Origin of the sequence: Mesorhizobium sp. J8, from assembly GCF_016591715.1 — a bacterium.
Lineage (GTDB): Bacteria > Pseudomonadota > Alphaproteobacteria > Rhizobiales > Rhizobiaceae > Mesorhizobium.
Map to the genome: position 1 here is coordinate 5523299 of NZ_AP024109.1, position 14069 is coordinate 5537367.

The following is a 14069-nucleotide window of genomic DNA, read 5'->3' on the forward strand; positions in this document are numbered from 1 at the left end:
CCGGTCAGTTGCCGGCCATCAGCGCAGACCACTTTTCCTGCGCCACGGCGAAGTTCGGCACCCAGAACTTGAAGTTCTGCTTGTAGCCCTGCTTCTGGCGCTCCGGCGTGTTGGTCAGGAAGGCGGCGACGGAAGCGTCGACCTTGGGCTGCGCCTCGCTGTTGATCGGCGTGTAGGACGTCTTCTCCGTCAGGATCTCCTGGGCATTCTTGCCGAGATAGGCGTTGAGCAGCGCGTACGCGGCATCCGTGTCCTTGACGCCGACCGGGATCGTCATCTGGTCCATCACCACCAGCCAATCCTGCCAGGCCGGCGCGTATTTTGCGCCGTTCTTGACCGCGGTCATGGCGCGGCCGGTCCACATCATCAGCATGTCGGCCTCGCCGGATTCAGCGAGCTGCTGCGATTCGGCGCCCGTCTTCCAGAAGATGGTATCGGGGCCGAGCTTGCGGACCACGTCGATGGCCTTGTCGATATCGGCCACGGTCATCGCCTTCGGATCGCCGCCCGCATATTTGAAGGCCTGTTCGAGCAGGCCGCCGGTCGGGCTGCCGGAGCCGTCGATGCCGCGCACGCCCGGGAATTTCTCGGTGTCGAAGAAGTCGGCCCAGCTCTTGGGCGGATTATCCTTGTACTTCTCCTTGTTGTACATCAGCACGACGCCGTAGTTCATCGCCGGCACCGAGCATTCGCCGACCTGGCCTTCCGGGATCTTCGAGACGTCGAGCTTGGAGAGATCGAGCTTCTGGAACAGCTTGCCGCAATAGACGTAAGGCGGCAGGTCGTCCGTATCGACGACGTCCCAGGTGACATTGCCGGATTCGACCTGCGCTTGCAGCTTGGCGATCTCGGTCGGACCGTCATTGAGCAGCTTGACGCCGGACTTGTCGACGAACTCCTTCAGCGCCGCCACCTGGCCGTCCTGGTAGATGCCGCCATAGGAGACGAAGGTCAGGGTCTTGCCTTTGAGCGAGCCTTCCTTCACCTCGCCAGCCACGGGCTTGTCCTGCGCGAAGGCGGCGCCGGTCAGAACCCCAAGCGCCAGAACGGCGCCGATGCCATATCTCGATTTCAGCATAACGATAACTCTCCCATTGATGCCCGCGGTTTGGTCGATCACCTGGCGGCAGGCGGTTTCCAGGTCGTGTATTGATCGAGCTCGGCGCGCGCCGAGGTCGGCGGCGCGATGATCCACATCACTTCGGCCCGGCCGCTGCCGATGTTCTCCGTGCGATGCGGGGTGGACGTCGTGTATTCGACGCTGTCGCCCTCTTCGAGCACATGGCGCGCCTCGCCTAGGAAGACCTCGACGACGCCGCGCAGCACGATCAGCATCTCATGCGCGTCGCCATGCGTGTATTGGTCGGGGCCGGTCGAGCCGCCGATCTCGAACTCGCCGACATAGACCTCCATGTCGCTCAGCGGCGGCCGCGAAAGCAGCATCTTGCGGCAGCCGTCGCTGGGCGGCAGGCTTGGGCGTTCGCTGCGCCTGAGCACGCCGTGGTGATCTTGAGCCGTGCTCTCCGCGAAGAGCAGCGCGACGCTGACGCCGAGCGCCGAAGCCATCTGGTTGAGCGACGCCGTGCTGGCGCCAGTCAGACCGCGTTCGAGCTGGCTGATGAAGCTGGCACTGGTGCCGGTCGCCTCGGCGAGGTCGCGCAAGGAAAGCCGGCGGGCAAGGCGAAGGTTCTTGAGACGCATGCCCAGCACTTCTTGGGCGGCTGTCGCGACCAAACCGTTCTTGTTCCCGTTTGAAGCCTGGCTCTTATGGGAAGCCTTGGGCATCTCATTTGTTCTCCACTGCACAGTTTGTACAGTGACACTGTACAAATAGCAAGCAGCGAGCATCCGGCCAAAACCGGCCCTCAGCTGGGCCAGTCGACCGAACGATCGATGAGCAGTTCTTCGTGCAGCGGTAGCGGGTCAGCCTTCGCCCGACAGGTCGCGGCGCGCCTTGTCGAGTTCTTCGGCATATCGGCGCATCAGATGGCTTTCGGTGAGCAGGCCGAGAACGATGCGCTCGTCGAAATCTTCGACCACCGCCAACTCTTCCGCTCCGGTGCGCTGGAAGGTCTCGGCCGCGGTCTGGACGTTCATCGATGGCACCAGCACCGCATCCTTGAATTGGGCCAGCGCGCTCACCGGCGTATCGTCGTCGGAGCGATCGCTGTGCAGTTCGGGCACCAGCAGCATGCCGACATATTGGTCGGCCTGCTCGACGGCGATGACGCGCTGTCCGGAGCCGAGCGGGACCTCCTTGCGGAATTCGGCAAGCGTGGTCGAGGCGGGGATGGTGCGGACATCCTTGCGCATCATCGTGCCGACGGTGAGGCTGCGCATCCAGCCGACGTCGTGCGCGCTGCGGATCGTCTCGCCGCGCAGATGGAAGCGCCAGGTCGAGAAGGAGTAGCCGAAGGTTTCACGCACCAGGATCGCCGACATGATCGAGGCCGCCAGCACCACGCCGGTGAGCGTCAGGTCGCGGGTCGATTCCAGCGCCAGGAACGTCATGGTCAGCGGACCGCCGACGACGCCGACCGCAAGCGAGGTCATGCCGACGACGGCGGCGACCGCCGGATCGATGCCGGCCGACGGCGCGGTCATTGCCATGACACCGGCGAAGACCTTGCCGAGCAGAGCTCCCAGGAACAGCGAGGCGAAGAACAGGCCGCCGCGGAAGCCGGAGCCGAGCGAGATGGCCGAGGCGGCCAGCTTCAGCACGAAGACGCTCGCCACCACCGGCAGCGCGTAGTTCATGGCGAATTCGCGATGCAACGCGCCATGCCCGCTGGAGAGCACTTGCGGCGTGACCAACCCGAGCAGGCCGACGAAAATGCCGCCGATGAAGGGCCTGATCGAAGCGTCGATCGACAACCGCACGAAGAGGCGCTCGACGATGCTCACCAGATGCATGATGGCGATCGAGGCCGCTCCGCCGAGTAGCCCCAGAAGCAGGAACGGCACATATTCGCTGGGGGTCAAATTCGGCAAACCCGACAATTCCAGCGGGAACGGCACGCCCCCGAACATTTCCGCCGTCAGCGAAGCGCAGATCGCCGCCGTCATCACCGGCGCCACATTGGCGACGGAGTAGATGCCGATGACCAGCTCGAAACCGTAGAAGGCGCCGGTCAGCGGAGCGTCGAAGGCGGCGGCGATCGCGCCGCCCGCGCCGCAGCCGACCAGGATGCGGATGTCGTTGCGGCGCAGGTGGAACGCCCGCGCCAGCCTGGAAGCGATGCCGGAGCCGATCTGCGTGTAGCCGGCTTCCAAGCCGACCGAGGCGCCGAAGCCGCTGGAGATCATCGTCTGCGCCACGATGATAAACGTGTCGGTGAGCGACATGCGCCCGCCATAGAGCGCGTTCGCCTCGATCGGGTCGACCGGGGTGCGGAACTTGCGCTTTCTGAGCCAGACCACCGAAAGGCCGAGCAATAGGCCGCCGATCGCCGGATACATCGCCTGCGTCGGATCGGCGAGCGAGAACATCGCCGAAAGCCGGCCGCCCGGCTGCACGTCGAACAGCAGCCAGTGCATGCCTTGCACCAGCGCGCTCATGCCGGTGACCAGCGCGCCCGCGATCATGCCGATCACGCCGGCCATCACCACGATCACGATGCCGCGCGCCTCGAGCACGGGGATCGAGCTGATCAGCACCGCGCGAAGCCGGCGGGCGTAGACTTGTGGGTCGTTTCTGGCAGGCAACGGAACGGCTCGCCGGTATGCGGAGGAAAAGCTGCCGTGGGTGATACGCGCGGCGGCTATGCGTGGCAACCGCAATGCCGACCGCTTGTGGCGCCATTTTGGCGTTGCGCGAATTAGCCTTAAACAAGACTTTTCGTGCGACCAAGTTGATAAACTTAGTCAGGTACGGGGATGGTGAGAGGGCCGCAATCGTCTTCCGCGACGAAGATCGCCAGCAGCTCGGCCGGCTCGGTGGCGCTGGCATTCTCGGCGAAGGTGTGGATCGCGCCCGGCGCTTCGAACCAGGTCTGGCCCTGAGTGTAGGTGACCGCCGGACTGCCTTCCATCTGCGAGCGCAGCGCTCCCTTGATGACGAAGGCCGTGACGGAGCCGGGGTGACGATGCCGCGGCGTGTAGGCATTGGGCGGGAATTCGACCAGCGCCGTGGTGATCGAATGCCCCGGAACATTCGGCAGCTTTTCGCAGGAAAGCGGCTTCACCGTGGTGGTCGGACGCGCCGTCGCCCCTTCTCCGGCATCGGCCCCCATCATGTGGATATGCGCGTCCATCCCGCCAGTGATGGCGGCTGCCCTGTTGCCCCGGACCATGGCCATGCCAAGCAGCCCCATGACGATAGCGACGACGCCGAGCAGCGCCAGCCTTCGCGAAGAGACGTCTTCGATCATGACGGTCGACTCCCTCGTTTACTGGGCCAGGCGAAAGCCGGCGTGCCAGCCGAGTTCGGTGACGGCCTTGTCGATCGTGATTTGGCCATTCGGCTCCGCCACATTGAAGGCGCCCTGCGCGCCCCGCTCGACGGCAAGCAGCGCCGCATAGGCGGCGGCATCTGTATGCACGGCCGGCCCCGCAGCGCTTTCGGCGCCGGTGCCCGGTCCGTAGAGATGGCCGTAGCGGAGCACGATGCCGGTGATCGGCGCGGCGTTGAGCACATGCGCCTCCAGCGCAATGACGCCGCCGACGCTGACGGCGCGGCCACCCTCGGCGCCGCTGTCCAGCGGGTCCGTCTCTGCATGCGGCTCTGCGCCCGGCGCATAGACCCAGGCGATGCTCTGCGCGATCAGCCGCTTGGCGCCGGCAGCCTTGGCCGCCGCGACGAGGTTACGCGTTCCCTCGTCGCGGATGCGGGCATTGCGTGTGGCTGCTTCAGCCATCTTCGATGGCTCGAGCCCGGCCGGCAGGTCTGTGAGCTGATGGATGACGACCTCCGGCTTCGCTGCCACGACCGCAGTGCGCAGCGCGTTGGCGTCGAACACATCGACCACCACCGGATCGGCGCCGAGCCCGCGCAGGTCTTCCGTTTTTGCCGCCTGGCGTGTCGTGGCCGTCACCTGATGACCGGCCGCCACCAATTGCGGCACCAACCGGCGGCCGATCGCGCCCGAGGCGCCGGCAAGAAAAACACGATAGCCCATCGTCTTTCGTCCCTTGATGCGATAATATCAGAGCACGAACAACATATAAGAGCTCTGATATGATGCGCAAGGGGAATCCCTCCATTCCGTCCGCCGGCGAGGGCAAGCGCGGCGAGCAAGGCTATCTGGGCTATCTGCTGCGCCAAGCGGCCGGCGCATACCGCCTGAAGGTGGAGCGGGCACTGGACGAATTCGGCGTCACCCAGGCGCAGTTCGCGGCCCTTACCATGATCTCGGCCTATCCCGGACTGTCCAATGCCGATCTTGCCCGGCTGGCCGTGCTGACGCCGCAGACGGTGAGCGTGATCGTCGGCAACCTGGAAAAGGCCGGCTCACTTACCCGACGGCCGCATGCCGTCCACGGCCGCATCCAGCATCTCGACCTCTCCGACAGCGGCCGCGCCCTGCTGAAGAAATGCCGGGAACGCGTCTACAAGCTCGAAGGCGAGTTGACCGCCGGCCTCTCCGCCGAGGCGGAGCGCGCCGTGCGGCGCTGGCTGGTCGCTGTCGCGACCGCGGACGCGGCGCAGCCGTAACGCTTCGGACGATCAGGTCGGCGTGCCGCCATCCGTTTCGAAAAGCGTGAGCTTGCGGTCGCCAATGCCGAGCTCGGCCACAACTCGCGCGCCATTCCGCGATATGGACCGACTTGAAATGCGCTTCGAGCGCGGCCCGGTCGCTCCAGCCCTCCGAAACATGAATGAGCCCGGCATCCAGCACATCCTGCGCGTAGGAATAGTGAAGGCAGCCCGGTTCGGCGCGGCTTGCCAGGATCATGCGTTGCATCGCCGGCCTTGCCCGTTCGAGACTGTCGGCTGGCAGCCGGATCGTGCCGGTGATCAGGAGCATGTGCCATCCTTTCGCAAGCCCGTGGCCAAGTCCCGTAGCCACTCTCCCACCTTCGCGCAAGCTTGGAGGATTACGGTCGAGAGCCTGCCCTGTGCGTGGCGGGTCTTGACTTGGGGACGACATGGCGATCAGCGAAACACTACCGTCCGGCCTGGTGGCGAAGAACGGCCGCGACGTCTTCTTCGCGCTCGGCATCGTCGTCATCCTGGCGGTGCTGTTCCTGCCGATCCCCGCCTTCCTCATCGACATCGGCCTGGCCTTCTCGATCGCGCTTTCGGTGCTGATCCTGATGGTGGCGCTGTGGATCCAGCGGCCGCTCGACTTCTCGTCCTTCCCGACCGTGCTGCTGATCGCCACCATGCTGCGCCTGTCGCTCAACATCGCCACCACGCGCATGATCCTGTCGCACGGCAATGAGGGTACGCATGCCGCCGGCTATGTCATCTCCGGCTTCTCCAAGCTGGTGATGTCGAGCGACTTCGTCATCGGCCTCATCGTCTTCATGATCCTGATCGTGGTGAACTTCATCGTCATCACCAAGGGCGCCACCCGTATCGCCGAAGTCGGCGCGCGCTTCACCCTCGACGCCATCCCCGGCAAGCAGATGTCGATCGACGCCGATCTCTCCGCCGGCATGATCGACGAAAAGACGGCGCAGTTGCGGCGCCGCGAACTGGAGGAAGAATCCTCCTTCTTCGGTTCGATGGACGGTGCGTCCAAATTCGTGCGCGGCGACGCCATCGCCGGCCTGATCATCACCGCCATCAACATCGTCGGCGGCATCGCCATTGGCTATCTGCGCCACGGCATGGGCCTCGGCCAGGCGGCCGACGTCTTCATCAAGCTGTCGGTCGGCGACGGTCTCGTCACCCAGATCCCGGCCCTCATCGTTTCGCTCGCCGCCGGCATGCTGGTCTCCAAGGGCGGCACGCGCGGCTCGGCCAACCAGGCGGTGTTCGGCCAACTCGGCGCGCATCCGCGCGCGCTCTACGTCGCGGCCTCGCTGCTGGTCATCCTTGGCCTGATGCCCGGCCTGCCGCTGTTCCCCTTCTTCGCGCTCGCCGGCGGCATGGCCGGCCTGGGCTACATCATCCCGCTGCGCCAAAGCCGCGAACGTGCTGCCGCCGAGGCCCTGAAGACGCAGGAGAAGGCCAACAAGGTCGAGGAGGAGAAGAACTCGGTTAAGGCCTCGCTGGTCACCGCCGAGATCGAGCTGCTGATCGGCAAGCAGCTTTCGACCAGGCTGATGGTGGCGCATCAGGAGCTGGTGTTCCGTATGTCGAAGATGCGCAAGAAATTCGCCCAGCAATACGGCTTCGTGGTGCCGGAGGTGCGCGTCGCCGACGACTTCGCCATTCCGCCGAAGAGCTATCAAATCAAGGTGCACGGCACGGTGGTCGCCGAATACCAGATGCGCGTCGGCGAGATCATGGTGCTGCTCGGCACGCGCGGCGTGCCGGAAATCCCCGGCGAGGAGATCCGCGAGCCGGCCTTCGGCATGCGCGCCTATTCGGTGCTCGAAACCTTCGCCGAGGACCTGAAGCGCGAGAACTTCACCTTCGCCGACAACATGTCGGTCCTGCTCACCCATCTTTCGGAAGTCATCCGCAACAACCTGCCGCAGCTTCTCTCCTACAAGGACATGAAGGCGCTCTTGGAACGGCTCGACCCCGAATACCGCAAGCTCGCCGACGAGATCTGCACCTCGCACATCTCCTATCCAGGCCTGCAGGCCGTGCTGAAGCTGCTGCTTGCCGAGCGCGTCTCGATCCGCAATTTGCATCTGATCATCGAGGCGATCGCCGAGATCGCGCCGCATGTGCGCCGCACCGAGCAGATCGTCGAGCATGTGCGCATCCGCATGGCGCAGCAGATCTGCGGCGACCTCTCGGAAGGCGGCATGCTCAAGGTTCTGCGCCTCGGCAACCGCTGGGACCTCGCCTTCCACCAGAGCCTCAAGCGCGACGCCAAGGGCGAGGTGCGCGAGTTCGACATCGATCCGCGCCAGCTCGAGGAGTTCGGCCAGGACGCCACCAAGGCGATCCGCAAGCATCTCGAGGCCGGCGAGCGCTTCGTGCTGGTCACCGCGCCGGACGCCCGCCCCTATGTGCGCATGATCATCGAGCGGCTGTTCACGACGCTTCCGGTTCTCAGCCATGTCGAGATCGCCAAGGGCGTCGAGATCAAGGTGCTCGGAACGATCTCGTGAACGCGCTCTCGCAAGGCATCGTCATCGCCGCCTTCCTCGCCTTCTGCCGCATCGGCGCCTGCTTCATGCTGATGCCTGGCCTGTCGAGCGCCCGCGTGCCGATCCAGATCCGGCTCTTCGTGTCGGTGGCCGCGACCGGCGGCCTGCTCGCTTTCCTGTGGGACCGCATCTACCCCTTCGTCGATCCGCGCCCGCAGGTGCTCGCACCGATGATCGTTTCCGAGTTGCTGGTCGGCGGACTGATCGGCGCCATGACCAGGCTCTACATGGAAGCGTTGCGCTTCATGGGCTCGGCCATCGCCATGCTGATCGGCTATGGCGGCTCGGGCGGGCCGGCGATCGAGGAGCCTGAGCCGCAGGCCGCGCTTGCCGCCATCATCTCGTTCTCGGCGCTGCTTCTACTCTTCGTCTTCGATTTCGACCACGAGATCGTCAAGGCGCTCGTCGCCTCCTACCAGGTCGCCCCGGTCAACGCGTTCTTCAACCCGCAGGCGGCCCTCGTCGACGTCACCGACACGGTGTCGGACGCGTTCTTCCTGGTCGTCCGCCTCGGCAGCCCGTTCGTCGCCTACGCCATCCTGGTCAATCTGACGATCGGCTTCGTCAACAAGCTGACGCCGCAGATCCCGGTCTATTTCATCTCGCTGCCCTTCGTCATCGCCGGCGGCATGATCATCTTCTATTTTGCCGTCGGCACCTTGCTATCGCTCTTCGTCGACGGCTTCGTCGACCTCACGCTGGCGCGGTAGCCATGACCACGCGGAAAGACCGCCTGAAGAAACTGGTCAAGGTGCAGGAGCAGTTGAAGGCGCTGCACGAGACCCGCCATGCCGGTTTCCTCGCCGCCGCCATCAAGGCCGAAGCGGAGGCCAAGGAACTGATCGAGCATTTCGATACCGACAAATCGCTCGCCGGTCTCTTTCCCGCGCTCTACCACAAGCGCATCACCGATGCGCTCGGCCGGCAGAAACAGAACCTCGAAGACGCCAGGCAGGAAGCCGCGCTGATCGCCACTGCGACGGCGCGCACCAACATGGTCGAGCGTGCCTACAAGGACGTGCGCCGCCGCGACGAGCGCGAGCGCTCCGACCGCGAGCGGCTCGACCTCATCACGCAGAAGCGGGCCGAGGAGTAGCACGGTGATAACCGAAGGTGACTCACGGACGACATCGCGACCGCTTTGCGCCGCATGTCGGACGCTGAACTCGAATTCCGCACTACCTGAAGCCGACATGGATTGCCGCTGGCGTTGGCGGCGAGCGACACTATTGTTCGAAAGGCTCTCCGAGCGATGCCACGCCGTTGAGCTTTAGCAGACGCCGGTTCGAAGAAATGATGCCCAGCACGACGATTGTCACGATATAGGGCAGGCTCGAGAGAAGTTGCGAAGAAACGTCCAGTCCGGTCGCCTGCGCCGCCAGGCTTGCCAAGGAGACGGCGCCGAAGAGGCAGGCGCCGAGAAAGATACGGCTGGTGAGCCAGGTGCCGAAGACGACGAGCGCGATCGCGATCCAGCCGCGCCCGGCAATCATGCCATCGGCCCACAGCGGCGTGTAGACCACGGCCGCGTAGGCGCCGGCGAAGCCAGCCAATACGCCGCCGAAGGCGACAGCGGCGAAGCGCACCGCGATCACAGGATAGCCGAGCGCATGGGCCGCCTTGGGATTCTCGCCGACGGCGCGAACGACAAGGCCGGTCTTGGTATAGGCGAATATTGCCCAGATGGCGACGGTCGCCGCCAGCGAGAGCCACACGACGACGTCCTGGGCGAACAGGCCGCCGATGACCGGGATATCTGAAAGCCAGGGCAACGAAAGCTTCGGAAGGCCTTTGACCGTGAGGCTCTCATAGGTCTTGCCGAACAGTGCCGATAGGCCCTGGCCAAGTATGCCTATGGCCAGCCCCACCGCGACCTGGTTCGCGCGGAACCCCAGCGCGATGACGGCAAAGACAAGGGAAAGAGCCGCGCTGGCGAGGCCTGCGGCGAGGAAACCCAGAAGGTGGCCGCCGCCGCGATAGACGATGATGAAGGCGATGATCGCCCCCAAGGCCATCAGTCCCTCCACGCCGAGATTGAGGACGCCGGCCCGCTCGGCCACCATCTCGCCAAGCGCCGCCAAAAGGAACGGCGTGGCCGCCGCCAGCATTCCGGCGACGATGAACTCGAGGGCATTCATGGAGCGCTTTCCTGGGCGGCATGGCGCCATTCGAGCCGGTAGCGGACGAAGGCGATGGCGACGAGATAGGCGAGCAACAGGCTGCCCTGGAAGACCCGGACCGCGGCGACCGGCAGATTTGCCGACACCATGGCGTTGTCGCCGCCGATATAGAGGGCCGCCATGAGCAGCGCGGAAAAAATGATGCCTATCGGATGAAGTCCACCGAGATAAGCGACGATGATGGCCGCATAGCCGTAGCCGGTCGAGATGGAGCGCTGCAACTGGCCGAGCGGCCCGGCCACCTCGGCCGCCCCGGCGAGGCCGGCCGCGAAGCCGCCGATGAGGAAGGAAATCCAGATTGCGCGGCCTTCATTGAAGCCGGCGTATGCGGCCGCGCGCGGCGCCAGGCCGCCGACCTGCAGCTTGTAGCCCGCGAAACTCCTCTGCATGAACAGCCAGGCCGCGAGCGACAGCGCGCAGGCGATAAGCAGCGAGACGTTGACGCGGGTGCCGGGGATCAGGATCGGCACCATCGCGTCGTACTGGAACATGACCGACTGCGGGAAGTTGAAGCCGGCGGGGTCCTTCCAGGGCCCGAGAAGCAGGTAGTTGAGCAGTTGCGCGGCAACGAGTGCCAGCATCAGCGATACGAGAATCTCGTTCGCGTTGAGCCGCACGCGCCAGAACGCCGTGAGCGAAGCCCAAAGCGCGCCGCCCAGCGCGCCGAGGACGAGCATGGAGGGCCAAATCCACTGCCCCGTCGCCTGCGGGAGCCAGATGGGAATGGCCGACGCGAAGATTGCGCCGAGGATGAATTGGCCCTCAGCGCCGATGTTGAAAACCTTGGCGCGAAAGCCGATCGCAAGCCCCTGTGCGATGAGCAGCAGCGGCCCCATCTTCAGCAGGACTTCCGAGAACGAAGCCCAGGATAGGAAAGGTTCGAGCAACATCGCGTGGAAAACGGCTACCGGATCTCGACCCATCAGAAGGTAGAGCCCGAGATTGAGCAGTGTCGCAAGGCCCAGCGCCACGGGCGGGGCGAGCAGCTTGACTGCAAGCGAGGCATGTTCGCGGCGAACCAGAACGGGAAGGAACCGCAGGGGCAGAGCGCTCATGCGGGGACCTTTTCGGCGGTCGTATGCGCACCGATCATATAACGGCCGATCTCCTCGGGTCTGGTGTCGCTTGTCACCAGCGGCGGACTGAGCCGGCCCTGATGGATCACCTGGATGGAATCGCAGAGCTCGAACAGTTCCTCCAGTTCCTCCGAGATGACGAGAATGGCCATGCCTTCGTTGCGCAGGGCGACGAGGCGCCGGCGGATGGCGGCCGCGGCGCCTATGTCCACGCCCCAGGTGGGCTGCGCCACGAACAGCAGCTTCGGTGATAGCATGATCTCGCGGCCGACGATGAACTTTTGCAGATTGCCGCCCGAAAGCGCCCCAGCCTCCGTTTCCGAGCCCGGCGTGCGTACGTCATACTGCCGGATGCACTCTTCGGTGAAAGCTTTCGCCCGGGGCGTGTCGACCAGCCCGCGTTTCAGGAGGCCGGAGGGATGGGCGGTCAGAAGGCTGTTGAGGACGAGCGACATTTCCGGCACCGCGCCGCGGCCCAGCCGTTCCTCGGGCACGAAGGCGAAACCCAGCCGGCGGCGGGCGGCCGCATCGAGCACGCCGACGTCCTTGCCCATCATGAAGATACGCTCGGACTTTTCCCGCGGCAGCACTGTCTCGCCCGAGATCAGCGTTGCGAGTTCGCTCTGGCCGTTGCCCGATATGCCGGCGATACCGAGGATCTCGCCTGCCCGGACCGTCAGGCTGATGTCGGAAAGCGTCACGGCGAAGGGATCGTCGGGCCGATGGTCGAGGCCGACGATTTCAAGGCGCTTCTCTCCGCCGGAATGGGCAACCGCCGGCATGGGCTGCGGCATGTCGCGGCCGATCATCATGCGGGCGAGGTCGTGCGCGTCGTGGTCGCGCGGATCCACGTGGCCGGTGATGCGCCCGCCGCGAAGGATGGTTGCACGGTCGCAGACCGCGCGAATCTCCTCCAGCTTGTGCGAGATGAACAGGATAGAGACGCCGCCGTCGCGCAACCGCCGCAACGTCTCGAACAGCTTGTCTACGGATTGCGGCGGCAGGACGGAAGTCGGTTCGTCAAGGATCAGGAGCTCCGGTCGGGTCATCAGGCAGCGGATGATTTCCACCCGCTGCCGCTCACCGACCGAAAGCGAATGCACGTGGGCGAGCGGATCGACCTCCAGGCCGAAGTCACGGCCGAGCTTGCGGATACCTTGAGCAAGATCCGATTTGACCCCTGGCACGACCAGCCGGATGTTCTCGACGACCGTGAGCGTCTCGAACAAGGAGAAATGCTGGAAGACCATGCCGATCCCCTGGCGCCTCGCATCCGCCGGGGACGCGAGGGCCAGGGTTTCTCCTTTCCAGGTCGCCGATCCCGCGTCGGGCTGCTCGACGCCGTAGATCAGCTTCATCAGCGTCGACTTGCCCGCCCCGTTCTCTCCCAGGATCGCATGGATCGAGCGCGGAGCCACGTCCAGATCGATGTCTCGATTGGCATGGATCTGGCCGTAGCTCTTGGAGATGCCGCGCAGCGACAGAAGCGGGGCGGTCATGATTACTTGGGCAGCGGCGTGGTGACACCCTTGACGTGCCAGTCCATGGCGACGATCTCGGCCTGGGTCATCGTCTTGCCGGCGGGGACGCCCTCGCTGCCATCAGCCTTGGCGATCGGACCGGTAAAGGGCGAGAAGCTGCCCCCGGCGATCTTGGCTTCAACCTCCTTGATCTTGGCCATCATGTCGGCCGGGATGCCCGGGTTCCAGTCAACGACCTCGACAACCTTGTCGCCGACGCCCAGGAAAGCGTTGGCGCCCTTGAAGGTGCCGGCGAGGTGGGCGTCGACCGATGCTTTGAAGAAGGGCGACCAGTCGGTCGCCACGCAGCCGAGATAGGTCTTGGGCGCGTACTTCTTCATCGACGAGTTGAGGTTGAAGGCGGGGATGCCGGCCTCCTCACAGGCCGAGACGACGGACGGCGTATCCTGCGCGTTGGAGAAGATCACGTCGCATTTCTGCGCCAGCAGCGCCTTGGCGGCTTCCTGCTCCTTGGCCGGGTCGAACCAGGAATTGACCCATACGACCGAAACCTCGACATCGGGCTTCACCGCCTGCGCTCCTAAGGTGAAGGCGTTGATGGAGGTGATCAACTCAGGGATGGCGAAGGCTGACACGGAGCCGAGCTTGCCGGTCTTCGAAAGCGCGGCTGCGGCCATGCCCATCAGATAGGTGCCCTGCGAATATTGGGCCGCGAAGGGCGAGAAGTTCGGCGCCACCTGGAAACCGGAAGCATGCAGCACGGTGACGTCGGGATTGCGCCGTGCGACCTGCAGGGCGCCATTTTGGTATCCGAAGGAGCCGGCAATGAGGAACTTGTTTCCGTCGGCGACGGCCTTGTTCATGATGCGATCGGCGTCGGGTCCCTCCTGTATGTTCTCGATGATAGTGACCTTCACCTTGTCGCCATAGGCTGCCTTCACCGGCCCGAGCCCGTCGGCGAGCGCGCGGCCCCAGCCGACATCGCCGACCGGCGACGGGACCACCAGCGCGATGCCTAGCGGCTCGTCGGCGGCAAGCGCTCGGCTGCCCACCGCGGCAACGAGGCCGGAAGCCGCGGCGCCCTTCATCAATGTTCTGCGGGTAAGATTTATCAGCAT

At 64.9% G+C, this 14069-nt stretch carries 13 protein-coding genes and 1 pseudogene; 4 read left to right on the plus strand and 10 right to left on the minus strand.

Annotated features, from left to right (window positions below; all coding sequences use genetic code 11):
• Positions 1 to 4 precede the first annotated feature (4 nt).
• The 5 genes from MJ8_RS26495 to MJ8_RS26515 form a co-directional block, all read right to left on the minus strand.
• Positions 5 to 1078 (minus strand): extracellular solute-binding protein, encoded by a 1074-nt coding sequence (locus tag MJ8_RS26495; protein WP_201411574.1) that lies wholly within the window; start codon positions 1076 to 1078, stop codon positions 5 to 7.
• A 38-nt stretch (positions 1079 to 1116) separates the two neighbouring features.
• On the minus strand, positions 1117 to 1785 hold the full coding sequence (locus MJ8_RS26500; RefSeq protein ID WP_201411575.1) for a helix-turn-helix domain-containing protein: 669 nt from the start codon (positions 1783 to 1785) through the stop codon (positions 1117 to 1119).
• Positions 1786 to 1923: 138 nt separating this feature from the next.
• Positions 1924 to 3705: a chloride channel protein gene (locus MJ8_RS26505; RefSeq protein WP_201411576.1), complete on the minus strand. Its 1782-nt coding sequence runs from the start codon at positions 3703 to 3705 to the stop codon at positions 1924 to 1926.
• 155 nt (positions 3706 to 3860) lie between these two features.
• Positions 3861 to 4370: a cupin domain-containing protein gene (locus MJ8_RS26510; protein WP_201411577.1), complete on the minus strand. Its 510-nt coding sequence runs from the start codon at positions 4368 to 4370 to the stop codon at positions 3861 to 3863.
• An 18-nt stretch (positions 4371 to 4388) separates the two neighbouring features.
• Positions 4389 to 5117 carry an NAD-dependent epimerase/dehydratase family protein gene (locus MJ8_RS26515; RefSeq protein WP_201411578.1) on the minus strand — a complete coding sequence of 243 codons (729 nt, stop codon included), beginning with the start codon at positions 5115 to 5117 and terminating at the stop codon, positions 4389 to 4391.
• Positions 5118 to 5179: 62 nt separating this feature from the next.
• Here MJ8_RS26515 and MJ8_RS26520 point away from each other — a divergent pair, with 62 nt between their 5' ends.
• The gene (locus tag MJ8_RS26520) at positions 5180 to 5653 is read left to right on the plus strand and encodes a MarR family winged helix-turn-helix transcriptional regulator (protein WP_201415596.1); all 474 of its coding nucleotides are present in this window, start codon (positions 5180 to 5182) and stop codon (positions 5651 to 5653) included.
• A 12-nt stretch (positions 5654 to 5665) separates the two neighbouring features.
• Here MJ8_RS26520 and MJ8_RS26525 read toward each other — a convergent pair.
• Positions 5666 to 5966: pseudogene (locus MJ8_RS26525) on the minus strand (putative quinol monooxygenase).
• Positions 5967 to 6087: 121 nt separating this feature from the next.
• Between MJ8_RS26525 and flhA the strand changes: the two are divergent.
• Genes flhA through MJ8_RS26540 form a run of 3 tightly spaced genes read left to right on the plus strand, consistent with a single transcriptional unit; the run spans position 6088 to position 9310 of the window.
• A complete protein-coding gene (gene flhA, locus MJ8_RS26530) occupies positions 6088 to 8175 on the plus strand; it encodes a flagellar biosynthesis protein FlhA (RefSeq protein ID WP_040990011.1) in 2088 nt (695 codons plus the stop codon).
• Positions 8172 to 8924 (plus strand): flagellar biosynthetic protein FliR, encoded by a 753-nt coding sequence (fliR, locus tag MJ8_RS26535; protein ID WP_201411579.1) that lies wholly within the window; start codon positions 8172 to 8174, stop codon positions 8922 to 8924. Before flhA ends, fliR begins: the two co-directional genes overlap by 4 nt.
• 2 nt (positions 8925 to 8926) lie before the next feature.
• Positions 8927 to 9310: a hypothetical protein gene (locus MJ8_RS26540; protein WP_201411580.1), complete on the plus strand. Its 384-nt coding sequence runs from the start codon at positions 8927 to 8929 to the stop codon at positions 9308 to 9310.
• A 130-nt stretch (positions 9311 to 9440) separates the two neighbouring features.
• Here the strand turns inward: MJ8_RS26540 and MJ8_RS26545 are convergent, their stop codons facing one another.
• Genes MJ8_RS26545 through MJ8_RS26560 form a run of 4 tightly spaced genes read right to left on the minus strand, consistent with a single transcriptional unit; the run spans position 9441 to position 14066 of the window.
• Positions 9441 to 10352, minus strand: a complete 912-nt coding sequence (locus tag MJ8_RS26545) for an ABC transporter permease (protein WP_201411581.1) — start codon at positions 10350 to 10352, stop codon at positions 9441 to 9443.
• Positions 10349 to 11449: an ABC transporter permease gene (locus MJ8_RS26550; protein ID WP_201411582.1), complete on the minus strand. Its 1101-nt coding sequence runs from the start codon at positions 11447 to 11449 to the stop codon at positions 10349 to 10351. Before MJ8_RS26550 ends, MJ8_RS26545 begins: the two co-directional genes overlap by 4 nt.
• Positions 11446 to 12969 (minus strand): ABC transporter ATP-binding protein, encoded by a 1524-nt coding sequence (locus MJ8_RS26555; protein WP_201411583.1) that lies wholly within the window; start codon positions 12967 to 12969, stop codon positions 11446 to 11448. The genes MJ8_RS26550 and MJ8_RS26555 overlap by 4 nt, the downstream gene beginning before the upstream one ends.
• A 2-nt stretch (positions 12970 to 12971) precedes the next feature.
• Positions 12972 to 14066: a BMP family ABC transporter substrate-binding protein gene (locus MJ8_RS26560; protein ID WP_201415597.1), complete on the minus strand. Its 1095-nt coding sequence runs from the start codon at positions 14064 to 14066 to the stop codon at positions 12972 to 12974.
• Positions 14067 to 14069: the final 3 nt, after the last annotated feature.

What these genes read in the sequence shown, in the direction of transcription:
- MJ8_RS26495 (WP_201411574.1), bottom strand. Translation starts at nt 1,078, where the DNA reads ATGCTGAAATCGAGATATGGCATCGGCGCCGTTCTGGCGCTTGGGGTT.
- MJ8_RS26500 (WP_201411575.1), bottom strand. Translation starts at nt 1,785, where the DNA reads ATGCCCAAGGCTTCCCATAAGAGCCAGGCTTCAAACGGGAACAAGAAC.
- MJ8_RS26510 (WP_201411577.1), bottom strand. Translation starts at nt 4,370, where the DNA reads ATGATCGAAGACGTCTCTTCGCGAAGGCTGGCGCTGCTCGGCGTCGTC.
- MJ8_RS26515 (WP_201411578.1), bottom strand. Translation starts at nt 5,117, where the DNA reads ATGGGCTATCGTGTTTTTCTTGCCGGCGCCTCGGGCGCGATCGGCCGC.
- MJ8_RS26520 (WP_201415596.1), top strand. Translation starts at nt 5,180, where the DNA reads ATGCGCAAGGGGAATCCCTCCATTCCGTCCGCCGGCGAGGGCAAGCGC.
- flhA (WP_040990011.1), top strand. Translation starts at nt 6,088, where the DNA reads ATGGCGATCAGCGAAACACTACCGTCCGGCCTGGTGGCGAAGAACGGC.
- MJ8_RS26540 (WP_201411580.1), top strand. Translation starts at nt 8,927, where the DNA reads ATGACCACGCGGAAAGACCGCCTGAAGAAACTGGTCAAGGTGCAGGAG.
- MJ8_RS26545 (WP_201411581.1), bottom strand. Translation starts at nt 10,352, where the DNA reads ATGAATGCCCTCGAGTTCATCGTCGCCGGAATGCTGGCGGCGGCCACG.
- MJ8_RS26550 (WP_201411582.1), bottom strand. Translation starts at nt 11,449, where the DNA reads ATGAGCGCTCTGCCCCTGCGGTTCCTTCCCGTTCTGGTTCGCCGCGAA.
- MJ8_RS26555 (WP_201411583.1), bottom strand. Translation starts at nt 12,969, where the DNA reads ATGACCGCCCCGCTTCTGTCGCTGCGCGGCATCTCCAAGAGCTACGGC.